Source organism: Nocardia sp. alder85J, from assembly GCF_020176955.2.
Lineage (GTDB): Bacteria > Actinomycetota > Actinomycetes > Mycobacteriales > Mycobacteriaceae > Nocardia.
On record NZ_JAIUCZ020000003.1, the window covers coordinates 976571 to 999245 of the forward strand.

General features: G+C 68.0%; 19 protein-coding genes, 1 tRNA gene, 1 other RNA gene and 1 pseudogene. 9 read left to right on the forward strand and 13 right to left on the reverse strand.

Translation table 11 applies throughout. The features are described from left to right. The first annotated feature begins 38 nt into the window (after window positions 1-38). Entirely contained in the window at window positions 39-893 is an 855-nt protein-coding gene (locus LBW94_RS15640; RefSeq protein WP_225058146.1) for a hypothetical protein, read from the forward strand. A 48-nt stretch (window positions 894-941) separates the two neighbouring features. On the opposite strand, the gene LBW94_RS15645 is transcribed toward LBW94_RS15640, so the two are convergent. The 3 genes from LBW94_RS15645 to LBW94_RS15655 form a co-directional block, all read right to left on the reverse strand. Beyond that, window positions 942-1742: a transglutaminase-like domain-containing protein gene (locus tag LBW94_RS15645; protein WP_225058145.1), complete on the reverse strand. Its 801-nt coding sequence runs from the start codon at window positions 1740-1742 to the stop codon at window positions 942-944. 523 nt (window positions 1743-2265) lie between these two features. Then, window positions 2266-2351: transfer RNA gene (locus tag LBW94_RS15650), tRNA-Ser, on the reverse strand. 63 nt (window positions 2352-2414) lie between these two features. Continuing rightward, complete coding sequence (locus LBW94_RS15655) at window positions 2415-3401, reverse strand: hypothetical protein (protein ID WP_225058144.1); 987 nt, start codon at window positions 3399-3401, stop codon at window positions 2415-2417. Between the two features lie 175 nt (window positions 3402-3576). Here LBW94_RS15655 and ffs point away from each other — a divergent pair. Continuing rightward, an RNA gene (gene ffs, locus LBW94_RS15660) (signal recognition particle sRNA small type) lies at window positions 3577-3671 on the forward strand. A 156-nt stretch (window positions 3672-3827) separates the two neighbouring features. Further along, window positions 3828-5117 (forward strand): aminotransferase class I/II-fold pyridoxal phosphate-dependent enzyme, encoded by a 1290-nt coding sequence (locus LBW94_RS15665; RefSeq protein ID WP_225058143.1) that lies wholly within the window; start codon window positions 3828-3830, stop codon window positions 5115-5117. A gap of 69 nt (window positions 5118-5186) precedes the next feature. Here LBW94_RS15665 and LBW94_RS15670 read toward each other — a convergent pair whose 3' ends face one another. Both LBW94_RS15670 and LBW94_RS15675 read right to left on the reverse strand, forming a co-directional pair. Then, entirely contained in the window at window positions 5187-6011 is an 825-nt protein-coding gene (locus LBW94_RS15670) for a methyltransferase domain-containing protein (protein WP_225058163.1), read from the reverse strand. Between the two features lie 87 nt (window positions 6012-6098). Next, window positions 6099-7580, reverse strand: coding sequence for a WS/DGAT domain-containing protein (locus LBW94_RS15675; protein WP_225058162.1), 1482 nt, complete (start codon window positions 7578-7580; stop codon window positions 6099-6101). Between the two features lie 200 nt (window positions 7581-7780). On the opposite strand from LBW94_RS15675, the gene LBW94_RS15680 reads away from it, so the two are divergent. Then, window positions 7781-8323 (forward strand): hypothetical protein, encoded by a 543-nt coding sequence (locus LBW94_RS15680; protein ID WP_416276892.1) that lies wholly within the window; start codon window positions 7781-7783, stop codon window positions 8321-8323. 83 nt (window positions 8324-8406) lie between these two features. On the opposite strand, the gene LBW94_RS15685 is transcribed toward LBW94_RS15680, so the two are convergent. Continuing rightward, complete coding sequence (locus LBW94_RS15685) at window positions 8407-8616, reverse strand: DUF397 domain-containing protein (protein ID WP_225058142.1); 210 nt, start codon at window positions 8614-8616, stop codon at window positions 8407-8409. A 394-nt stretch (window positions 8617-9010) separates the two neighbouring features. Between LBW94_RS15685 and LBW94_RS15690 the strand changes: the two are divergent. The 3 genes and pseudogenes from LBW94_RS15690 to LBW94_RS15700 all read left to right on the forward strand — a co-directional run. Continuing rightward, window positions 9011-9310: pseudogene (locus LBW94_RS15690) on the forward strand (DUF309 domain-containing protein); the annotation flags it as partial. A gap of 129 nt (window positions 9311-9439) precedes the next feature. Continuing rightward, window positions 9440-10390: a tRNA glutamyl-Q(34) synthetase GluQRS gene (gene gluQRS, locus LBW94_RS15695; protein WP_416276903.1), complete on the forward strand. Its 951-nt coding sequence runs from the start codon at window positions 9440-9442 to the stop codon at window positions 10388-10390. Between the two features lie 55 nt (window positions 10391-10445). After that, window positions 10446-11294, forward strand: a complete 849-nt coding sequence (locus LBW94_RS15700) for an RDD family protein (protein WP_225058141.1) — start codon at window positions 10446-10448, stop codon at window positions 11292-11294. Window positions 11295-11374: 80 nt separating this feature from the next. On the opposite strand, the gene LBW94_RS15705 is transcribed toward LBW94_RS15700, so the two are convergent. Further along, window positions 11375-11911: a DUF4190 domain-containing protein gene (locus LBW94_RS15705; protein WP_225058140.1), complete on the reverse strand. Its 537-nt coding sequence runs from the start codon at window positions 11909-11911 to the stop codon at window positions 11375-11377. A 157-nt stretch (window positions 11912-12068) separates the two neighbouring features. Between LBW94_RS15705 and LBW94_RS15710 the strand changes: the two genes are divergently transcribed. Beyond that, window positions 12069-12743, forward strand: coding sequence for a queuosine precursor transporter (locus LBW94_RS15710; protein ID WP_266271237.1), 675 nt, complete (start codon window positions 12069-12071; stop codon window positions 12741-12743). Between the two features lie 60 nt (window positions 12744-12803). Here LBW94_RS15710 and LBW94_RS15715 read toward each other — a convergent pair whose 3' ends face one another. The 6 genes from LBW94_RS15715 to LBW94_RS15740 form a co-directional block, all read right to left on the reverse strand. Then, a complete protein-coding gene (locus LBW94_RS15715; protein ID WP_225058138.1) occupies window positions 12804-13397 on the reverse strand; it encodes a universal stress protein in 594 nt (197 codons plus the stop codon). Window positions 13398-13586: 189 nt separating this feature from the next. Continuing rightward, complete coding sequence (gene tgt / locus LBW94_RS15720; protein ID WP_416276893.1) at window positions 13587-14882, reverse strand: tRNA guanosine(34) transglycosylase Tgt; 1296 nt, start codon at window positions 14880-14882, stop codon at window positions 13587-13589. 136 nt (window positions 14883-15018) lie between these two features. Then, entirely contained in the window at window positions 15019-16947 is a 1929-nt protein-coding gene (locus LBW94_RS15725; RefSeq protein WP_225058137.1) for an ABC transporter ATP-binding protein, read from the reverse strand. Window positions 16948-17017: 70 nt separating this feature from the next. Next, on the reverse strand, window positions 17018-18754 hold the full coding sequence (locus LBW94_RS15730; RefSeq protein WP_225058136.1) for an ABC transporter ATP-binding protein: 1737 nt from the start codon (window positions 18752-18754) through the stop codon (window positions 17018-17020). Window positions 18755-18766: 12 nt separating this feature from the next. Continuing rightward, on the reverse strand, window positions 18767-19294 hold the full coding sequence (locus LBW94_RS15735; protein WP_225058135.1) for an RrF2 family transcriptional regulator: 528 nt from the start codon (window positions 19292-19294) through the stop codon (window positions 18767-18769). Next, window positions 19278-19922, reverse strand: coding sequence for a TetR/AcrR family transcriptional regulator (locus tag LBW94_RS15740; protein ID WP_225058134.1), 645 nt, complete (start codon window positions 19920-19922; stop codon window positions 19278-19280). The genes LBW94_RS15735 and LBW94_RS15740 overlap by 17 nt, the downstream gene beginning before the upstream one ends. Before the next feature lie 219 nt (window positions 19923-20141). Here LBW94_RS15740 and LBW94_RS15745 point away from each other — a divergent pair, with 219 nt between their 5' ends. Further along, window positions 20142-22508 (forward strand): MMPL family transporter, encoded by a 2367-nt coding sequence (locus tag LBW94_RS15745; RefSeq protein WP_225058133.1) that lies wholly within the window; start codon window positions 20142-20144, stop codon window positions 22506-22508. Window positions 22509-22675 lie beyond the last annotated feature (167 nt).

Genomic DNA, 22675 nt, shown 5'->3' on the forward strand with positions numbered 1-22675 from the left:
ATTGTCGATCACGAAGTCGCGCTGGAGTACTAGCGGCCATGGACGAATCGGTGCGGCGGCTGCTCGACCGCTTGGCCGCCGGACTGGCGAGGATCATCCCACGGGCGAGTGGCTCGATCGCCGAACGATACGACGAATTCGGCGATCTGGGCGACCGAGCCGCCGGCACCACCACGGAAACCGAGATCCGGGCCGCGGACGAGATCGGCGAAACAATGCGGCCCGGCGCCCCCGTAAGTGACGAAAGTTCCGGAGCCCGCCCCCATCCACTGCGCGGACTCTGGCTGGAGCGAAAGGTACCCGCGGACTCGGCCGACCCTTTCACCTCGATCATGGACCTGCCCCACGACGAGGCGGCCGCGGTCGCCGAGCGGATGGGAAAGCGAATCGAGAACGCCGATTACGTGGACACCCGCACGCAAGCCGAAGCCTGGCTACGATCACATGCCGCGATGAAGGGAAGCCCCTCAGCCCACAGCCCGCTGTACTTCAAACTCGTGAGCGAACAGGGTACCTATCCGGCCCAGGAAGGATCGGTCGTCATTCGGATACCGGCCGACTCGATACCCGCCGAACATCTGACCCTCACCGTCGAGGACAGCTTCTTCAATTACCAGATGGTGGCCGGAACTCCCGCCTCGAACCTCCCGGAGGGACTGGTACCCCGCGTCGTCCACGGTGTGGACGCGGATACCGCGCTCGCCTTGGACACAACCCACCGGGACTATCTCGACGCCGCGCGGCCGGGGCGATACATCGAAGCGCAGGTATGGTCCCGAGACGCCCCGATCCTCGCCGTGGCGCGTGCCGAATTCCGGGCAGGAATACCGGCGGATCGCGTGATCACGGTGCGACCGGGGAGCGCGGACGGGCACGGGCCCACCGGCTCGTGAGCCGTCGCGCTTCCCACCTGGAAGGAAGCTCCGGCCTCGGGTCCGAGCTCACCAGATCGAGATCCAGTCGGCACTGCTCTCGAGCGCCGGTGGACCGTCGGCCGACGCCATCACGGACATGCTGGTGAGAATGATGTCGCCGCCATGGTTGTCGAGAAAGGCAACATCGGAAGCATCACGTCCGGTGGCGATCCGGACCATGGTCAGTCGCGGCGCCAGCCCCGTGGCGTCGACCACCCGCCAGACGCCCTCGTGATACACCTCGGCCACCGCATGAAAATCCATCGGAACGCACTGCGGAGCGTAGACGGCGACCAGCCGAGCGGGCACATTCAACGCCCGCAACAACGCGACGACGAGATGCGCGAAATCCCGGCACACCCCCGCACCGGAGAGCAACGTCTCCGCGGCCCCATCGATGGGATCACTGCTCCCCGCGACGTACCGAATCCGCGACCCCACCCAATTCGACACCGCCAGCGGCAGATCCGCGCTCGTGACGTACCCGAACTCGGTGGCCGCGAACCCGAGGAACTTGTCCGATTCGGCGTACCGGCTCGGCCGCAGATAGACCGACAGATCATAGTCGGAAGCAGGCACGGCGAACGCCGTACCCAGCACGCTGGCCTCATACCGAGCCCGCAGATTCCCACTGCCGCAATCGAATCGGTGAATCCGGGTACCGTGCGGCCCGCAGATCTCCCACGGGACGATGGACCTGCCATCGAGCTCGAACGACAGATCCTCGATCACCTCGAGCCCCTCCTGCCGGGCGACCGTGATCTGGAATTCGAGCGTGGTAGGAGCCTGTACCTCGATGTCCAAACTGGTGGACACGTCGCGTTTCACCACATGATCGTCCCGTGAAAACCCCTGGGCCGCTCGGTTGGCAGTCACCGGTACTCAGGTCGGCCGCACGGAGATGACGGGTGCCCACCGGACGGGGGCATCCCAGCGACCGACCTCCGACGTGACCTGCACATGTCTCCACGGTACGCGCCGAGACGAAGCCCACCTCGATCCCGTTGCGTCGCAGCCGATTCGCGAGTTTCGGCGAGAAGGTGGTTTGCCGGTGGAGTGGGTACCGACCACCGCGATCGTCCGAAATATCGCTGGTACGAGCGATCCGGACACGGAAACGGCCGGGCACGTGGTTCAGCTGGCCGCGGTCGTCGAACTCGGAGTCGACCGCCGGGTTCTTGGCGGGATCGTTGCTGGTCCAGTCGTACACCTTGCCCGCGTACGGGTTGATCCAGTCGTCGACCAGGGCGTATTCGCGTGAGCCGTTTCCAGACCGCTGGTGTTGCCGCAGCTGTTGCCGTGAAGCCTGGCCAGAAACTGAAATACAGTCCCTGGCCAGGCCTTTCCTCGGCGGAGGATAGGGGATTTGAACCCCTGAGGGCTGTTAACCCAACCCGCGTTCCAGGCGAGCGCCATAGGCCACTAGGCGAATCCTCCGTCGAGCAATATACCGGTTGACCCCCGGTTGTGGGCAAATGGGCCTGTCAGTGGGGGTGGGGACTACTTGTGGAGGGTGCTGAAGACCTTCTTCAGCTGATCGGTGCAGGTGTTGGCGACCGTGGTGGTGTTGAGGGTGCCGGGGTCGGCGTGGACGCGGAGTTCGACCTTCGCGGAGAGGTTGGAGTCCAGGGCGGCGCAGGTGTAGTCCAGGACGGTGAAGGACGAGTAGTCGGTCTGCTCGGAGGCGTAGTAGGCCTGCTGGCCGATGCCGGACAGGGCGCCGGAGGCGCGGCCGGAGCCGGTGGTGCGGGTGTCCGAATCGTGCCAGGAGTTGTACTGCGGGGCGCCGTAGTCGCTGGCGAAGGTGGCGTTGGCGCTCAGGTTGGCGTCGTTGCTGCCGTATTTTCCGGCGCCGCTGTAGCGCGCGGAGCAGTTCAGGGAGCCGCCGTCGTAGCTGGTGGGCTGGCGTTCGGTGTGTTCGGGGGCGCTCGCGGTGGGGGCCCATTTCTGGAGCACGGTCGGGTCGACCATGGCGCAGGCGTTGCTGTCGGCCTTGGTGATGACGTAGTTGCCGTCGTGCTTGCTGCCGGTGGACGAGCCGCCGGCGGCGGCACCGGACTTGTGGCCGAGCAGGACGGCCGCGGCGACGACGGCGCCGATCAGGATCACGACGCCGGCGATCACGCCGATGATCAGGCCGGCGTTGCTCTTCTTCGGCGGCGGGGCGCCGTATTGGGGGGCGTACTGCGGGACCGCGCCGTACTGCGGTGGCGGCGGTGGTGGGGCGCCGTACTGCTGGGCCGGATAGCCGGGCGGGACGGGCTGGTAGGCGGCGTGCGGGTCGTAGACCGGCGGGGCGGGCTGCTGGGGATAGGGCGAACCCTGGTACTGCTGTGGCGAACTCTGGAAGCCGAGCACCGTGGGATCGGTGCCGGTGACGGGCGCCCCCGGGGAGCTGTTGGCAGGTGGGGTGGACCACCACTGCACGGTTTCGTTGGGGTACCCGTCGCCCGGATTTCCGTCCTGCGGCGGGTTGCTGCGTGTCACTTGCTCGGTTCCTCCCCGGTCCGAGGCGGGAAATCCGCGACGAACCTCTCGAAACGCGGAATTCCGCGACGAACTTCGCAGCGATCGTAACCAGTGTGCGGACATCCGTCACCGGGGTCGACCGGCGGTCGCGGCGGGGGCGGCGGGTCAGGGTCCGGGCACTGCTACACTGGCCGACGGATCCCGCGCGGCGAGCATCCTGTGAATCCCCCCAGGGCCGGAAGGCAGCAAGGGTCAACGGGCTCTGCCGGGTGCGCGGGGTCCCCTATTCTCTCGCCGCGGCAGGTGTGCGGCACTTCTCCCCGAATACCGCCGGCGGCGTGCTGTACGCCGTCGCCCGCACCGGGACCGGCGAGTAACGTGGTCCGCTGGACCGGCCGCGGAGCCGGTCGCGCACCCACATCGCCGTAGGAAAGGCCACTCACGATGCCCCGGCAAACGCAGTTCGGTTTGATGAGCCATGCGGAACTCGTGTCCGAACACGAGACGCAGACCGCGAACTACGCGAAGCTCCAGACCGAGAAGCTGACGCTGGATCTCACCCGGGGTAAGCCGGCGCCGGAGCAGTTGGATCTGTCCGCGGACCTGCTGTCGCTGCCCGGCTCCGGGGACTACCGTGACGCCACCGGCACCGACTGCCGCAATTACGGTGGACAGCAAGGGCTTCCGGAGCTGCGCGCCATCTTCGGCGAGCTGCTCGGCATTCCGGCGGCGAATCTGCTGGCCGGCAACAACTCCAGCCTCTCGCTGATGCACGACCTGCTGGCGTTCTCGCTGCTCTACGGCACCGCCGACTCGGCCCGCCGGTGGGTGGACGAGCCCGTGGTCAAGATGATCTGTCCCGCACCGGGTTACGACCGGCACTTCGCGCTGAGCCAGGCGCTGGGTATCGAGATGATCCCCGTGGCCATCGGGCACGACGGCCCGGACGTGGCCGCCATCGCGGCGCTGGTCGCCGACGATCCGCAGATCAAGGGCCTGTGGGTGGTGCCGAACTACTCCAACCCGACCGGTGTCACGCTCTCGCAGGAGGTGGCCCGCGAGCTGGTGTCGATGCCCGCGGCAGCGCCCGACTTCCGGCTGTTCTGGGACAACGCGTACGCCGTGCACCCGCTGACCGATACCGCGGACCCGGTGCTGGATGTGCTCGGGCTGGCGGCCGCCGCCGGAAACCCGAACCGCCCGTTCGTGTTCGCCTCCACCTCGAAGATCACCTTCGCGGGCTCCGGGGTGAGCTTCCTCGGCGGCTCCACAGCCAACCTGAACTGGTACCTGAAGCACGCGGGCGTGCAGAGCATCGGCCCGGACAAGATCAACCAGCTGCGCCACGTGCGCTTCTTCAAGGATGCCGACGGGGTGCGGGCGCACATGCAGAAGCACCGCGCCCTGCTGGAGCCGAAATTCGCACTGGTGCTGCGCATCCTGGAAGAGCGGCTGGGACCGTCGAAGGTGGCGTCCTGGACCGAGCCGAAGGGCGGCTACTTCATCAGCCTCGACGTGCTCGAGGGCACCGCGGCGCGCACCATCGCGCTGGCGAAGCAGGCGGGTATCGCGCTGACCGCCGCCGGTTCGGCCTTCCCGTACGGAAAAGATCCCGAGGACAGGAACATTCGCATCGCGCCCAGCTTCCCGTCGCTGACGGAGCTGGAGACGGCGATGGACGGGCTGGCCACCTGCGTCCTGCTGGCGGCGACGGAGAAGCAGCTCACCGTCTGAGCCGACCTGCGGCCCGCCGCCGTTCGGCCCGAGCGGCGGCGGGCGATGTCGTCCGGGTTCGTCCGGGGGCTATTCGGGTTTGTGGGCGAGCACGGCGAAGACGGTCACCGACAGGTGGATGTCGCCGGTGCGCGCACCCATCGCCAGATCGGTGAGCAGCCGCTCGCGCTGCGGTTCGGTGATCGCGCCGCGCGCCACCGCCATCGCGGAGATGCGTCCGACCAGCGCGCCCGCTCCGGCACTCGGGTCCTGCACCAGCGCATGTGAGGCCACCTCGTCGATGACCAGGCCGGCCTGACTCAGCAGCCCGGACAGCCGGCGGCCGGAGAACGGCTGCGTGGTGCTCGCGATCAGGGTCTCGACCACCTCCTGCGCCACATGCCGGTCGCCCGGATGCACGATCGCCGTGCCCCAGTCGGCGTCCATCAGCACCACGCGACCACCGGGCCGCAGCACCCGCGCGATCTCGGCCGCGGCGCGGGCCGGCGCGGTCAGATGCTGGAAGACGCGCTCGCACAGGGCGACATCGAAGGTGTCGGTGCCGAACGGCAGACCGTACGCGTCACCGGAGACGAACCTGGCGGCCGAACCGGCCTGGGCGGCACGGCGTTCGGCTCCGGACAGCAGATCCGGATCGGGTTCCACGCCGACGGCGGCGCCGGTGGGCCCGACCGCGGTCGCGAAAGTCATGACCTCCGAACCGGTTCCGGAGCCGATGTCGACGGCGTTCTCACCGGGCGCGGCGGCCAGGGCCTCGTGGGCCCAGGTCCGTAGCCGGTCGATGCCGGGTAGTGTCGCCCGCAGATCCCGGACGTCGACGAGTTGGTCGTAACCCTCTCGGTCGAAGCGGTCCGGACGCAGGCCGGGAAGCGAGGTGCTGGGTGTGGGCGCCATGGCGGTAGGGGTTGTTGCCAGAGTGTCGGGCATGCGCACACCCTACGCGGGACCGCCACCTCCGGTGGGGTTTGATTGTGAGATCCGTCACCGTGGCGCGCCGGTCGCCGCCACCACCCGCGTCAGCGCCGCGTCCAGCGCGTCGGCGTAGTCGCCCAGGTCGGGCAGCACGTCCGCATCGGCGTGCAGGGATACGGTGACCGTCCCGCCGAGGCCGTGCACGCCGTGCGTCAGGTGCATGACCGCGCCCAGGGCCGGGAATCCGGCGGTGAATCGGACCGGGGCGCCCGCGCAGGTCAGATCCGCCGGGCCGCGGTGGACGCTGGAAACGACGGTGTGCGCCGACAGTGCCGCGGGGACCGTGTCGAGCGGGAAGGCGGCGATGTCCCGGCGCAGCACCGGGGCCGGAAGGGCGGCGGTGACCCGATCGGGCGCGGCCAGCAGCGGATGCCCGGCCCGCTCGCGGCGGGCCGCGAGCTCGGCGGCGATCAGATCGGCGCGCCGCCGGAGATCCGGTTCGGCGCAGGGTAATTCGACGGCGATATCCCGATAGTTGTTGCGCCCGAACCGATCCGATCCGGTCAGTGCGACCGGCACCTGGGCGGCGAGGGCGGCGGGCGCCTCGCCGCGGCGGGCCAGAAAGGCGGGCAACGCCACCGAGATCGCGGTGAGCGCCAGCACCGTCACGGTGTGACCGGGAGCCCGGAGGTCGTCGCGCACCAGCATCCGCACGATCCGGTGGCCGGGTACGGGCGGGTGGTTCAGTGTAGTCGGCGCGAATTTCCCTGCCGGTGGCGGGATTTCGCCACGCGCCGTCAGCTCGCCGAGTTCGCGCCGGGACCGCTCGGCGGCGATCCCCCGAATCAGGGTGAGCCCCAGATCTCCGGGCATCGCCAGCAGCGCCCGCGCCTCGATCAGCCGGTCCACCGCGCGCGGGACGACACCGTGCTGCCACGCGCGCACCGCCTCCGATCGACGGCGCGGGCCCGGCTGTGCGCGGGCGGACCGTTCCGCACGACGGTCCGCGACGACCGCCGCCCCGGGGTCCGGATCGGCGAAACGGTCACGGCCCCGCCGTGCTTCGCCATCGCCGGCCCGCGGCGACTCCCTCACCGGTTCCGCGCGGAACAGCGCGCGGGCGATCTCGGCGGCCCGGCGGCCGTCGGCCAGGGCGTGCGACAGTTGCAGCACCACGACCAGGGCCGGGCCGGGGCCGCCCGGAGCGCCGGTGACGCCGGGGAACAGGTGCAGCCGCCAGGGCCGCCGGTCGGCCCGCACCCCGTCGGGGAGCACCGCGGCGAGCGCCGTCACCATCGCGGCCCAGTCCGATTCCGGCAGTTCGTGTTCGACCAGCTGGTCGGCGTCGATCTCACACGGTACCCAGCGCGGATACGCGAACCGGTACTCGCGCAGCCGGATTCGCAGGTCGGCGATCGTGGCACAGCGGGCCGTCAAGGCGGCGCGCAGCCGGTCCGGGCCGATGCCGGGATCGTCGAAGCAGTACAGCAGGAACAGGTCGTTGCAGGCGCGCTGGGACAGCCAATAGGAGATCGCGTCCCGCGGGACCATCGTGTGCACCCGCCGACGATAGCCGCGGGCCGGTGATGTCCGGCCCCGGATCGTGCCGGTGTTCGCGCTGGATCAGGGTGCGTTCTTCATGCTCACCCTCGCCGTGGCGATCCTGACGCCGCTACTGTTCGCGCTGCTCGTCAGCTATCCCTGGCCGGAGAAGCGGCCGACCGGGGATCGCGCCCACCACATCCAGCGACGTGCCGGTGCGCACCGCGATCGGCGCGATGTCGCCGGGCTGCTACCCGGTACCGACCCCGGTCTGCGTCAACGACATCATCGCGCTGGAGTTCGACATTTCATCGAACGCGACGACCTGGATCTTCCGGGTCGGATTGCTGATCGTGCCGCCGCCGGCCTATTTCGCCGACTATCGGCGGTGCCCGGCTCCGCGATGCGCCGATCGAGCGATGCTGGAGCACGGCATCGAAACCGGGATCATCCGCCGCCTGCCACCCGGAGAATACATCGAACTGCATCAACCGCTGGGGCCGGTCGATGCGCACGGTCACCCGATTCCACCGACCTACCAGGGCGCCGCGATTCCGAAGAAGATGAACAGGCTCGGGCTTTCCGGGAAACCGGGTAGCGGAAGCTTCTTCCGGGCCGATCCGCAGCCGGAAATCGAGCAACTGCGCGCGGCCGGGCACAGTGTGGAATCACGGCAACTCGCGGTGCTGCGGCATGTTCGGGAAATGGCGGACGGTACCGCCGGATCCGGGATAATTGAGCACCGGAGCTGAAACGGTCGATTGAAAGATATACGGTCGAACACGGCCCCGGGCGCTCGGCCCGAGGCCGGTTCCGTACCGTACGTACGTGCCGATCAGGCTCGGCCGATCATCCCTTCCGTCACCTCCGAGACGAATGCATCCCATTCGCCGGGAGTGAAGGCCAGGATCGGACCCCGACCCTGGTCCTTGGTGTCGCGCACTGCGATATTGTCGTCGCCCAGAAACGCGACCTCCACGCAGTTTCCGTCGGGACCGCTGTATGTACTCTTTCGCCACACAGCACCGGTCACGTCGACCTTCACAGCTATAGCTCCTTCGCTACTTCGAGAATACGGGGGGTTATCCCTGACAAATTATTCGATCTTGTTCCGGGACCTGTCGGACATCGAATCCCGCGATGCGTCCCGGTGGCGGCGCGCAACGGCAACTCGCGTCGGTCGTGCGCATCCACCCGGTTCACTTTGCGGATGTTGCCCGCCGTGTTGCACAGTAGCAGGTTTTCGTAATCGCGCCAGGGAGAGTTTCGACGTTCACCGAGCGAAATCCGGACATATCAGGACCTCGACATGTTTGCGGACAAATTGCTTCCGGAAATACAAGATCAATACAACGGTCTCTCGGGAATTACCGGGAACGCGATCCCGAGTGGTGCGTACCGGATATTCACGAGTCAGCGGAAGCGGGCAGAATGGACCGATGACCGAACGTGACCGAGACGACGCCGGACATGCCCGGAATGCCCGGCCCCGCGACCGGCTCGGCCGCCCGCTACCACCGGGTAGCGTCGGGGTCCCCCGGATCCCGGAGGACCTCCAGCTAACTTCTCGGCAAACTTTGGACTACGCACAACGGCTGCTGGACGACGGCACGGCCTTCCACGCGCACGAGGTCCTGGAGGCCGCCTGGAAGAACGGACCGGTTGCCGAGAAGATGCTGTGGCAGGGCCTGGCGCAGTACGCGGTCGGGCTCACCCATATCCAGCGGGGTAACCCCAAGGGGGCGCGGCTGCTGCTCGAGCGGGCCGTGGGGCGGCTGGAAGCCGCCGCTCCGCTCCCGTACGGCGTGGACGGCCCGGGCCTGATCGCCCACGCGCGGAACCTGCTGGACGAACTCGCCGCCGGGCGGCTGCCCGCGGAATCGCGCCTGCGGCCGCGGCTGCGGGTGCCGGCCGCCGGCGCCGGGCGCTTCGCCCCCACCCCCTCGGGCGATCTGCACCTCGGCAATCTCCGGACCGCGCTGCTGGCCTGGCTGTTCGCCCGCTCGACCGGCCGCGAATTCGGTATCCGCATCGAGGATCTGGACACCGACCGGTCCCGCCCCGACATCGCCGACCGGCAACTGGCGGATCTCGCCGCGATCGGCCTGGACTGGGACGGCCCGGTGGTGTGGCAATCGCAACGCCTGGACCGGCACCACGCCGCCGTCGAGCGGCTCACCGCGGCCGGGCTGACCTACGAATGTTATTGCACGCGAAAGGAGATCCAGCAGGCCGCGACCGCGCCGCACGGACCGATGGGCGCCTATCCCGGCACCTGCCGCGAGCTGACCGGCGCGGAACGGTCCGCCCGGCGGGCAGCGGGCCGCCCGGCGGCGCTGCGATTGCGTTCGGCGGTCACCGAATTCGAAGTGATCGACGAAATCCACGGATGCTACCGGGGTCTCGTGGACGATTTCGTGCTGCGTCGCGGAGACGGCACGCCCGCATACAATCTCGCGGTCGTCGTCGATGACAGCGAACAGGGCTTCGACCAGGTGGTCCGGGGTGACGACCTGCTGCCCTCCACCCCGCGGCAGGCCTATCTGGCCACCCTTCTCGGCTTCGACGTGCCCCGATACGCCCATGTGCCATTGGTTCTCAATCGAGACGGCAAGCGACTGGCCAAACGGGACGGAGCGGTCACGCTGGCCGATCGGCTCGCCGCCGGGGAAACGGCGCGGCAGGTGGCGGCGGTGCTGACGAACTCACTGGGTACGATCGCGAGCACACCGCGCGAGGCCCTCGATCGATTCGATCCGGAAACGTTGTCGCACTCACCATGGATATTCGAACCGAGCGGCTTGTTGCGACGCGGTTGATTTCCGTAACGTAACCGGTCGATACCGGTACGACAATTCATCGAGGAACCCAGATATGACCAATGGTGGGTACGATCCCAACCAGCAATCCGGCGGACAGTCCTTTGGGCAACCGTATCCGCAAGGCGGCCAACAGTACTCGAATCAGCCGTCGTACGGCCAGCAGCAGCCCTACGGGCAGCCGCCCTACGGGCAGCCGCAATACACACAGGGTGGGCAGCAGCCGGGTCAGCCGTACGGGCAGCAGCCCTACGGCCAGCAACAGCCGTACGGCCAGCAGCCACAGGACGCCTACGGCCAGCAGCCCTACGGCCAGCAGCCGCCCCAGGGCCAGCAGCCGTACGGCCAGCAGCAACAGCCCTACGGCCAGCAGCCGCCGCAGGGGCAACAGCCCTACGGCCAGCAGCCCTACGCGCCCTACGCGCAGCAGTTCGGGCAGCCGCTGAACCTGCCCCCGGGCACCCAGCCGGCCGATCTCGGAATCCGGTTCGCGGCCAGGCTGATCGACGCCGTCATCGTCGCGATCCCGTCCTGGCTGGTCAGTTTCGTGCTGCTGCTGGCCATCGGCAACTCCGGCCTGATCTCCCGCTTCCTGCTGCCGATCCTGGTGTCGGTGCTCGGCGTGCTCTACTACATCGGCCTGGAGACCCAGCTCGGCGCCACGCTGGGGAAGAAGGCGCTGGGCCTGCGCGTCATCGGACCGGACGGCAGCAATCTCGACGCCGGCAGCTCGCTGAAGCGGAATCTGTTCCTGCTCACCGGCATCATCCCCTGCCTGGGCAGCATCGCCTCGCTGGTGCTGGTCATCCGCATCGCGATGACGATCTCCTCCGATCCCAACCACCAGGGCTGGCACGACAAGTTCGCCGGTGGCGCGGTGGTGGTCAAGGAGATCCGGGCCTGAGAACCGGCCCGGCACACCGGAAGACCACGGGGCGCATCCGTAACCGGATGCGCCCCTTGTCGTCCGTGAGGTGATCGGGATCAGCGGCCGTTGGTCGCGACGTCGATCGCGACGATGATGACGGTCAGGGCGATGCCGATGGTCGCGATGATGATCCCGGCGAGGGCCATCCCGCGGCCCTGCCCGCCGCGCTCCTTGATCTGGTTCAGTGCCATCACGCCGCACACGATGCCCGCGATCCCGGCCGGGCAGCAGAACAGCCCGACGAGCGACAGCACGAGCGAGGCGATCGCCAGGCCGTTGTTACCGGTCGCCTGCGGCTGCTGCGAATATCCCGGCCCCTGATACGGCTGATAGCCGTACCCGGGCTGCTGCTGCCCGTACCCCGGCTGCCCGTACTGCTGGGCGGGCGGGGCCTGGTACGGAGGCGGCGGCGCGGGATATCCGGGGTACGGCTGCGGCGGCGGTGTGACCGGCGGATTCTGGTATTGCGGGGCCGAGGAGTAGCCGGCCGGCGGGGCGGCCGGAGGCGGCTCGGAGCGCCCTCCGGACTCGGCGGAGACCCCCTCGCCACCGTATTGCTTCCACCACTCGTCGGAATCGCCGGGATTCGTCATTGACTCAGCCTATTCCACAGCGCCGACGTGCAGGTATCGTCGACACCTCGTGAGTGAGACACAACTACCCGCAGTCGATACAGACAACGACGGGCCTGGGCGCCCCGAGACCGAACACGCGTCCTTCGCGAAGGTCTCGGGGAGTGCTTACACCCTGATCGTGGCACTGTTCACCACCGTTCTGATGATCTCCAACATCTGCGCGACCAAGGGCGTGCAGTTCTTCGCCGACAAACACGTGTCGCTGGGACCCATCGACATCCTGCCGATCACGACCGACGGCGCCTTCTTCCTGTTCCCGCTGGCCTATGTCATCGGCGACATCCTCAGCGAGGTGTACGGATTCAAGGCCGCCCGGCGGACCATCTACTACGGCTTCAGCATGCTCGCGCTGATGGTGATCTGCTTCTGGATCGCGATCGGGCTGCCCAAGGCCGACTTCTACGATAATCAGGACGCCTTCCGCACCGTGGTCGGCACCACCCCGCAGCTGGTGGCCGCCGGCTTCGCCGGCTACGTCATCGGTCAGTTCCTGAACTCGGTGACGCTCGTGCTGATCAAGGAGCGCACCAAGGAGAAGCATCTGTGGGCCCGGCTGCTCGGTTCCACCGTGGCCGGTGAGTTCGGTGACACGCTGGTGTTCTGCTCGATCGCGGCCACCGCGATCGGCATCAACACCTGGGGCGCGTTCATCAACTATGTGATCGTGGGCTTCGTCTGGAAAACCATGTGCGAGGTCTTCATCATGCCGATCAGCTATCGCTGCATCGCCTATCTGAAGAAGCACGAGCCCAGCTACGCCCCGCTCGATCGGGCCGCGCTGTACAGCTGATCCATCGCACACCGATCCGGCACCACGGGACAAGCGGGGTGCCGGATCCTGTCCGACCGGTCAGACGGTGCCGACCGGCCGGGCCGCCGCCTCCGGAAGCAACGGCGCCGGACGTTTCGCGAAGGACAGCCAGCCCGGCAGCCACGAGCCCGCGCGCTCCAGCTCCCGCTGCAACTCCGGCTTGGGCACCACCAGCACCGGGCACGCGGCCCGGCGCAGCAGCCGCGCCGCCACCCGCCGCCGCAGGCAGCGGCGCAGCCAGCCGCCGCCGGAACCCACCACCAGCAGATCCTCCGACCGATCGGCGCAGGCCAGCAATGCCTCGGTGATATCGCCGCGGACCAGCTCGGCCCGCAGCGGCACACCGGGATCGATCCCGGCGAACGCGTCGTCGAGGGCGGCCAGCAGCCGGCGCCGGGCCTCCGAACGGGCCGCGTCCAGCAGTTCCGGGCACGGATATCGCGACTGCGCGTACTCGCCGCCGGGCGGCTGCCACGCCAGCACCGCGACCACCTCGGCCATGTCGGCCGCCGGTCGGCGCCGCGCCTCGGCCACGGCCCGATGCAGGGCCGCGAGACTGTCCAGCGATCCGCTCACCCCCACCACGATGCGGGGGGACAGTCGTTGTTCCTGCGGGACATCATATGTCGCCACCTGGACCCTCCAGAGCTCTCGATCCCCGCCGGACAACCTCGCGACCTGCGGCGGAGGAGCAGCTCCCCGGCGGATTCGCACACTGGCGCGGCGATTCCGGGCGGAACCTCGACACTCGCCGCCGATCGATCCGACGGTCTGGAGAAATATTACCCCTCTGTTAATTTCGGATGCCAGAGCTGTTGCGCCTCAGGATCGGTGACTTCGGATACGTCCCTGCCAGCGGCCCAGCGCCTCGGCCTTGAAATCGTCGTAGCGATCCGCCTCGATGCTCTCCCGGATCCGGTCCACGAGTCGAATGGTGAAACGCTCGTTGTGAATCGTGCAGAGCGTGGCCGCCAGCATCTCCTTGGCCTTGAACAGGTGATGGATGTAGGCACGGGTGTAATGCGCGCAGGTGTAGCAGTCGCAGGTCTCGTCGATGGGCGTGAAATCGCGCCGGAAACGACTGGTGTTGATGTTGAATCGGCCCTCGTCCACATAGATGGCGGCATTGCGGGCCACTCGGGACGGGTTCACGCAGTCGAAGGTGTCGATACCGTTCTCGACGGCGACGAAGAAGTCCTCGGGCTCGCTGATGCCCAGCAGGTGACGCGGCTTGTGCTCGGGCAGTTCGTCACAGCACCAGCCGACGATGGTGCCCAGATTGCTCTTCTCCAGCGCGCCGCCGATGCCGTAGCCGTCGAATTCCGTTCCGCCGCTGCCCCGCATCGCCTCCAGCTCGCGACAGGCCTTGCGACGCAGGTCTTCGTACTGCGCGCCCTGGATCACCGCGAACAGCGCCTGATACGGACGGTGACTGCGCGCGGTGGTCAGGCGTTCGTGCTCGTCCAGGCAGCGCTGCGCCCACTCGTGGGTGCGTTGCAGCGACTTCTCCTGGTAGCCACGGGTATTCATCAAGGTGGTGAGCTCGTCGAAGGCGAACATCACGTCGGCGCCCAACCGGTGCTGGATGCCCATCGAAACCTCCGGCGTGAAGCGGTGTTTCGAGCCGTCGAGATGGGAGCGGAAGGTGACGCCGTCGTCGTCGACGACCGCGAGGCGCTCCTTGCCCGGCGCGACCACATCGTCGCGCTGCACCCCCACCGCCTCCATCGCCAGCACCTTCTTGAAGCCGACGCCCAGCGACATCACCTGGAAGCCACCGCTGTCGGTGAAGGTGGGGCCGGGCCAGTTCATGAATCGGCTCAGCCCACCGGCCTCGTCCACGATGTCCGAACCGGGTTGCAGGTACAGGTGGTACGCGTTGGCCAGCAGCGCCTGCGCGCCCAGCTCCCGCATGGTCTCCGGCAGCACCGCCTTCACCGTCGCCTTGGTGCCCACCGGAACGAAGGCGGGGGTGGCGATGCGGCCGTGCGGAGTGGTGAGCACGCCACTGCGGCCGTGCCGGTCCGCCAGCCGGGTGCGCACCTCGAATCCGAAGCCGGCGACCGGCGCGGTGGGGACGGGCGGCGCGGAGGCGAGGGGGGACGCAGGATCAACCACTCCGCAATCCTGCCAGACCGCTCATCACCACCGCGGCGAGCCGCTCATCACCACCGCGGCTAGCCGCTCATCACTGCGGACCGCCACGGTGGCAGCCGCTCCCCAGCCGATCACCGCCACCGTGCACCGCCGCCGATCACCCGGCGTCGACCGTCTCCTCGACGGCCGCGCCCGCGAACTGCGCGTTGTACAGCTCGCGGTACGGCCCGCGGGCCGCCAGCAGTTCCCGATGCGAACCTTGTTCGACGATGTGGCCCTTGTCCATCACCACGATCAGATCCGCGTCGCGGATGGTGGACAACCGGTGCGCGATGACGAAACTGGTACGGTCGCGGCGCAATTCGGCCATCGCCTGCTGCACCAGCAGTTCGGTGCGGGTGTCGACCGAGCTGGTGGCCTCGTCGAGGATCAGGATCGACGGCTTGGCCAGGAAGGCGCGGGCGATCGTGATCAGCTGCTTCTCGCCCGCGCTGACACCGGAGCCCTCCTCGTCCAGCACCGTGTCGTAGCCGTGCGGCAGCGCGTGCACGAACCGGTCCACGTACGCCGCCTTCGCCGCGGCGACGATCTCCTCCTCGGAGGCGTTCGGATTGCCGTAGGCGATGTTCTCCCGGATGGTGCCGCCGAACAGCCAGGTGTCCTGCAACACCATGCCGATCCGGGAGCGCAGCCGATCGCGGGTGATGTCGGTGATGTCGACGCCGTCGATGGTGATGGCGCCGGAGTCGATCTCGTAGAACCGCTCCAGCAGATTCACCAGCGTGGTCTTGCCGGCGCCGGTGTGGCCGACGATCGCCACCACATGGCCGGGCTCGGCGACCAGCGACAGCTCCTCGATGACCGGGGTATCCGGCTCGTAGCGGAAATCCACCTGCTCGAACGCCACCCGGCCGCGTTCCAGCGGCCGCAGATCCTCCTCGGCCGGATCCGGATCCTGCTCGTCGGCGTCGAGGATCTCGAAGATGCGCTCGGCGGAGGCCACACCGGATTGCAGCAGGTTGATCATCTGCCCGACCTGCATCAGCGGCGCGCTGAACTGCCGGGAGTACATGATGAACGCCTGCACCTCGCCCAGCGACAGGCTGCCCGAGGCCACCTTGAGGCCACCGACCACGGCGATCAGCACATAGTTGAGATTGCCGAGCAGGGTCATCGTGGGCATGATCAGGCCGGAGATGAACTGCGCCTTGAAGCTGGCCTGGTGCAGCTTCTCGTTGCGCTCGTCGAACTGCTCGCCCACCTCGCGGATGCGGCCGAACGCGGTGATCACCTCGTGGCCGGTGTACGCCTCCTCGACCTGCGCGTTCACCAGGCCGGTGTACTTCCACTGGTCGATGAAGTGCGGCCGGGACCGCTTGGCGATCTGGGCGGTCAGCCAGATCGCCACCGGCAGCGTGATCAGCGCGATCACGGCCAGCGTCGGCGAGATCCAGAACATCATGGTCAGCAGGCCGATCACCGACAGCACCTGGATGACCAGCTGGCTCATCGTCTGTTGCAGGCTCTGCGAGATGTTGTCGACGTCGTTGGTGACCCGGGACAGCACGTCACCACGCGGGGTCGAGTCGAAGTAGCTCAGCGGCAGCCGGTGGATCTTGTCCTCGATATCGCTGCGCAGCCGCTTCACCGTGCGGTTGATGACCTCGTTGATCAGGTAGCCCTGCAACCAGGTGAACACCGAGGCCACGATGTAGAGCACCAGCACCAGCATCAGCACCCGGCCGACCGCGCCGAAATCGATTCCGGCGCCGGGGATCACGTCCATGCCCCGGAGCATGTCGGCGAGTCGGTTCTGCCCGTGGTCGCGCAGTCCGGCGATCGCCTGATCGCGGGTGAGCCCGGCGGGCAACTGCTTGCCGAGCACCCCGTCGAAGATGAGGTTGGTGGCCCGGCCGAGAATCTGCGGGCCCAGCGTGTTCAGCACCACCGCGGTGGTCGCGAGCACGAAAATGATTGCGAGATAGAACTTCTCGGGTGCCAGCCGGACCAACAGCCGCCGCAGCGACGGCCGGAACGACTTGGCCCTGGTCCCCGGCGCCCCCGGCCCCGGCATCCCCGGCCTCATCGGGCCGCCACCTGAGCCATGCTCGACATCCGCACCCGGACGGCCCGATCAGCGGCTCCGCCATTGTGGCTCATCGGGCCGCCTCCGTGACACTCAGCTGGGATTCCACGATTTCTCGATATTCCTTGCACTCGCGGACCAGGTGGTCGTGGGTTCCGAGGCCGACGATCGCGCCGTCCTCCAGGACCACGATCTGGTCGGCCTCCCGGACCGTCGAAATGCGCTGGGCCACCGTGATGACCGCGGCGTCGGCGGTCTCCGGTCGCAGCGCCTCGCGGACGCGGGCGTCGGTGGCCACGTCCAGCGCGGAGAAGCAGTCGTCGAACAGGTAGATCCGCGGCCTGCGCACCAGCGCGCGGGCGATCGCCAGCCGCTGCCGCTGCCCGCCGGAGACGGTCGTGCCGCCCTGCGCCACCGGGGTGTCGAGCCCCTGCGGCATGTCCCGCACGAAATCGGCGGCCTGCGCGATCTCCAGCGCATGCCAGAGTTCGTCGTCGGTGGCGGCCGGTTTGCCGTAGCGCAGATTGCTCGCGACGGTGCCCGAGAACAGGTAGGCCCGCTGCGGCACCAGGCCGATCGAACCGCGCAGCTGTTCCAGATCGATGTGCCGGACATCGGTGCCGCCGACGTACACCGCGCCGTCGGTCACGTCGATCAGGCGCGGGATCAGGTTGATCAAGGTGGTCTTGCCGGCGCCGGTGGAGCCGACGATCGCGGTGGTGGTGCCGGGCTCGACCCGGAACTGGACGGACCGCAGCACCGGCTTCTCCGCGCCCGGATACTTGAACTCCGCGAAGGAGAACTCGACCCGGCCCGCATCCTCGGTGAGCGGCTGCGGCAGTCGCGGCGGCTGCACCGAGGACTCGGTGTCGAGCACCTCGGAGATCCGCTCCGCGGAGACCGCCGCGCGCGGCGCCAGCATCGCCAGGAACGAGGCCATCATGACGGCCATCAGGATCTGCATGATGTACGACAGCATCGCGGTCAGCGCACCGACCTGCATCGACCCCGAGTCGATACGGTGCCCGCCGAACCAGATGACTGCCACCGTGGTGACATTGCTGATCAGCATGACCGTCGGGTACAGCAGCGCCGCCAAGCGGCCGACGTACAGCGCGGAGTCGGTGAGCGCCGAATTGGCGACCCCGAACCGCCAGGTCTCCTGCCGCTCCCGGACGAACGCCCGCACCACCCGGATGCCGGTGATCTGTTCGCGCAGCACCCGGTTCACGCCGTCGATGCGCTCCTGCATGAGCCGGAAGCCGGGCACCATCCGCGAGATGATCAGGCCCATGGTCAGCGCCAGCACCGGCACCGCGACCACCAGCACCCAGGACAGCCCGAGGCTCTGCCGCAACGCCATGACGATGCCGCCGACGCACATGATCGGCGCCATCACCAGCACGGTCACGCTCATCACGATGAGCAGCTGCACCTGCTGAACGTCGTTGGTGTTGCGGGTGATCAGCGACGGCGCGCCGAACAGTCCGACCTCGCGGGCGGAGAAGGTGCCGACCCGATGCAACAGGGCGGCGCGGACGTCCCGCCCGGCCGCCATCGCGGCCTGCGCGCCCAGGTACACCGAACTGGCCGAGGCCAGGATCTGTACCGCGGAAACCAGCAGCATCCACAGGCCGGTGTTCCAGATGTAGCCCACATCGCCCTTGGTGACACCGTTGTCGATGATGTCGGCATTCAGCGACGGGAGATAGAGCATCGCTATGACGGATATCAGCTGAAGCACCACGACACCCGCCAGCTGTGCGCGGTAGGGAGCCAGGAAAGTGCGGAGCAATCGGATCAACATGATGCGTGCAGGCTACCGCCACCGGGTGACAGGCGGCTCGCCCTTTTCTCCTCTCAACACCACGGATGGGTTGCCGTCCGGTACCGGGCGGCGGGTCCAGGCGCCGGGGTCGCTGGTGAGATCGGCCACGAAACCGGGTAGCTCGGCGGCGGCGATCTCGGCGATCGACACCCGTTCCAGGACGGCCCGGATGTTCACGCGCAGCGCGATCCAGACCTGTTGCAGGGGTTGTGCGGAACCGTCGTACGCCACGTCCTCCGGACGCTGACCGCGTACCGAGGCCAGCGGGCCCTCCACCGCGCGGATCACGTCGGCCACGCTGATCAGCGCGGGCGGCCGGGCCAGCCGGTAGCCACCGTCCGGGCCGCGGCGGCTGCGCACCAGTTCGGCGCGGCGCAATTCGGCCAGCACCGTTTCCAGGATCTTGGGCGGAATCGCCTGGGCGGCGGCGATGGTGTCGGCCTTGGCCGCGGCCGGCTCCGCCCGCGCGATCTCCAGCAGCGCCCGCACGGCGTAGTCGACCCTAGCGGTGATGTGCACGCGCGCCCTCGGTTCCGTCCGCCGCCGACGACACGGACTCGGCCGGTCCGACATCCAGCACACCGAGCGCGGCGTCCAGCACCACCCGTTCGATGAGCTCGGTGTCGGCCTCGGGCACCAGTTCCTGTGATGCGAGCACCACGCTCAGCACCTGGAAGGCCGCGGCGGCGCGCAACATTCGCTCGTCGCCGGGATCCGGACCGGCCAGCCACCGGCACACGCGCGTCCGCGCATTCTTCAGTTCCTCGTCACGGTTGGCGATGGCCCGCGCGATGGCCGTGGTGTCGCGCACGAACATGAGGACCGTGCGCCGATGCCGCAGCATGGCCCGCACCTGCCGGACGAGCACCTCGCGCACGGCCGCCGGGCCGTACGGCAGTTCCTCCAGCCCCTCGGCCACGGCGTGCAGATCGTCGATGATCGGATCGACGATCGCCAGCAGCAGATCCTGCTTCGAGGCGTAGTGGTAATACAGCGAAGCTTTTGTGATCCCTACCGCATCGGCGACCTCACGAAGACTGGTCTGCTCGAATCCTTTGTCCGAAAACAGCTGGATCGCGGCCTCCCGAATGGCTTCTTTGGTACTTCTACCTGTGACAACCGCTCCGGGAGTACTGCGCACCGCCATCAGGTGATCCTCTCATCGACTTCCCTGCCACCTCGGATGATCCCCTAATATCGAGGTTGTACCTCCGTTTCGGTATGGGTAGTCTACCTACCGCACGGTAGGCAGATAGCGTTACATGGAGGCGGCTCGCGGCGCGGCGACCGCGTGAGTGCTGCCCCTAACGGGCCCCCACAACAGCTCAGCACCAGATCCGAAGCCATCCACTAGGAGCCATCCCTCGTGTCCGTATATCTGTACCGATGGGGCAAATTCGCCTTCCGTCGGAAATGGATCGTCTTACCCGTCTGGCTGCTGATCATCGTGGCGCTCGGCGCTCTCGGCGTCGGCCTGAAGAAGCCGGTCAAGGACGACTTCAACATGCCGAATCTGCCCTCGGCCCGCGCCACCGAGATCCTGGACAAACAGTTCCCGGGTATGTCCGCGCAGTTCAAATTCGACGCGGTCACCGGCACCTATGTCGTCGGCGCACCGGCCGGCCAGAAGCTGACCGACCCGAACAATCGGGCCGCGCTCACCGCGCTGGTACAGAAGCTGAACAACCTCGACATCGTCGACCACGCCAAGCCGCTGACCGACCCGATCGAGGCCAGCACCCAGCTGAACTGCCTCACCGGCGACCGGACCGCGACCGACTTCGTGTCCCGCTGTAGCGCGGCGCCACTGAACGTGCTGAGCAAGGACATTCCCGACTCGGTCGCCGTGATCAACGTGCCGTTCGCGATCAAGAAGTTCGCCGACGTCACCGATGCCGACCGGACGCTGGCCTACGACGTCGCGAACGACGCCCGCGCCACCGGACTCACCGTCGAGATGGACGGCACCGTCGCGCAGAAGCAGATGCAGAGCAGCGGCAGCGCCGAGATGATCGGGTACGCGGTCGCCTTCATCGTGATGATGATCGCCTTCGGCGCCCTGATCGCGGCCTTCGTGCCGATCCTCACCGGCATCATCGGCGTCGGCTCGGCCTCGGCGCTGATCATGGCCGGCACCTCGATCGCCAACATCCCGGCCTTCACCACCGTGCTGGCCTCGATGATCGGTATCGCGTTGTCGATCGACTACGCGCTGTTCATCGTCTCCCGGTACAAACACGAGCTGGCGGTGCAGGATTCGCCCGAGGAGGCGGCGGGTACCGCCATCGGCACCGCCGGATCCGCGGTGGTGTTCGCGGGCATGACCGTCATCGTGGCGCTGTGCGGGCTGAGCATCGTCGGGGTGAGCTTCCTCACCTGGATGGGTCTCGGCGGCGCGCTGGCGGCGGCCTTCGCGATCATGGTCGCGCTGACCCTGCTGCCCGCGCTGATGGGCGCGTTCGGCCGGTTCCTGTTCAAGCCGAAGCTGCCGCTGGTGGCCAAGCACGATCCCGAGGACGAGACCTCGGTCACCAACGGCATGCGGGTCGGCCGCCTGATCGGCCGGATGCCGGCGGTGACGCTGATCCTGAGCATCGTGGTGCTCGGCCTGCTGGCCCTGCCCGCGACCAAGCTGACCCTCGGCCTGCCCGGCGAGGACGCGCAGCCGAAGACCACCACCATCCGCAAGGCCTACGACCTGCGCACGGAGGGTTTCGGTGAGGGCAGCAACGGTGGGCTGACGGTGGTCGCCGATCTGACCAATGTCGATCCGGCGCAGCGCAAGACGGCGGTCACCGAGCTGCACGACAAGCTGGCCGCGTATCCGGGTATGGACTACGTGACCTCGGCGCAGACCAACGCCGTGATCAAGCCGGCCGAGGGCGCCGGGCCGGGCGCCACCGCGACGAACGACTACGAGCACAGCACCGGCGCGCTGTTGAAGGCGGTGCCGACCTCGGGCCCGAACAACAAGGCCACCCAGGATCTGGTGAAGCACGCCCGCGACGCCGAGAGCGCGTTCAAGGCGCGCTACGGCATGGAGTACGGCATCACCGGCACCACCGCGATCTACGCCGATGTGTCGAACGCGCTGCTCGGCAAGATCGTGCCGTACATGACGATCGTGGCGCTGGCCGCCTTCGTGCTGCTGGTGCTGGTGTTCCGGTCGATCCTGGTGCCGCTGACCGCCGCTCTGGGCTTCCTGTTGTCGATGGCGGCCACCTTCGGCGCCACGGTGCTGATCTTCCAGGAGGGCAAGCTGGGGCTGATCAAGGAGACCCATCCGCTGGTCAGCTTCCTGCCGATCGTATTGATCGGCTTGGTGTTCGGCCTCGCGATGGACTACCAGGTGTTCCTGGTGACCCGGATGCGCGAGGAGTACAAGCACGGCCGCTCGCCCAAGGACGCCGTGGTCGTCGGCTACCACCACGGCGCCCGGGTGGTGACCTCGGCGGCGATCATCATGATCTCGGTGTTCGCGGGCTTCCTGATGGAAAGCGATGTCACCGCGAAGTCGATGGGCTTCGCGCTGGCCGCGGGCGTGCTGTTCGACGCCTTCCTGGTCCGGATGGTGCTGATCCCGTCGCTGCTGGTGCTGCTGGGCAAGTGGGCCTGGTGGCTGCCGAAGTGGCTGGACCGCGCCCTGCCCGATATCGACGTCGAGGGTTCCAAGCTGCGGGAGTTGCAGCAGCGGAACAAGCAGGCGGAACAGGAGCCGGTTCCGGTCGTCTGACCTGTCCAGGCGAAAAGCTCGGCCCCGCACCCGAATTCGGGTGCGGGGCCGAGTGCTTTCCGGACCGGGCCGAGGGCGCCGACCCGAGCCGGGCGAGCCGCCGAATCGGTCCGGGCCGCAGCATGATTCGGTCCGGGCTGCGGTGCGATTCGGTCCGGCCGCGGCGT

Excerpts from the sequence above, each read along its gene's own strand:
- LBW94_RS15640 (WP_225058146.1), top strand. The coding sequence starts at position 39 with ATGGACGAATCGGTGCGGCGGCTGCTCGACCGCTTGGCCGCCGGACTG.
- LBW94_RS15665 (WP_225058143.1), top strand. The coding sequence starts at position 3,828 with ATGCCCCGGCAAACGCAGTTCGGTTTGATGAGCCATGCGGAACTCGTG.
- LBW94_RS15670 (WP_225058163.1), bottom strand. The coding sequence starts at position 6,011 with ATGGCGCCCACACCCAGCACCTCGCTTCCCGGCCTGCGTCCGGACCGC.
- LBW94_RS15675 (WP_225058162.1), bottom strand. The coding sequence starts at position 7,580 with ATGGTCCCGCGGGACGCGATCTCCTATTGGCTGTCCCAGCGCGCCTGC.
- LBW94_RS15700 (WP_225058141.1), top strand. The coding sequence starts at position 10,446 with ATGACCAATGGTGGGTACGATCCCAACCAGCAATCCGGCGGACAGTCC.
- LBW94_RS15705 (WP_225058140.1), bottom strand. The coding sequence starts at position 11,911 with ATGACGAATCCCGGCGATTCCGACGAGTGGTGGAAGCAATACGGTGGC.
- LBW94_RS15725 (WP_225058137.1), bottom strand. The coding sequence starts at position 16,947 with ATGAGGCCGGGGATGCCGGGGCCGGGGGCGCCGGGGACCAGGGCCAAG.
- LBW94_RS15730 (WP_225058136.1), bottom strand. The coding sequence starts at position 18,754 with ATGTTGATCCGATTGCTCCGCACTTTCCTGGCTCCCTACCGCGCACAG.
- LBW94_RS15740 (WP_225058134.1), bottom strand. The coding sequence starts at position 19,922 with ATGGCGGTGCGCAGTACTCCCGGAGCGGTTGTCACAGGTAGAAGTACC.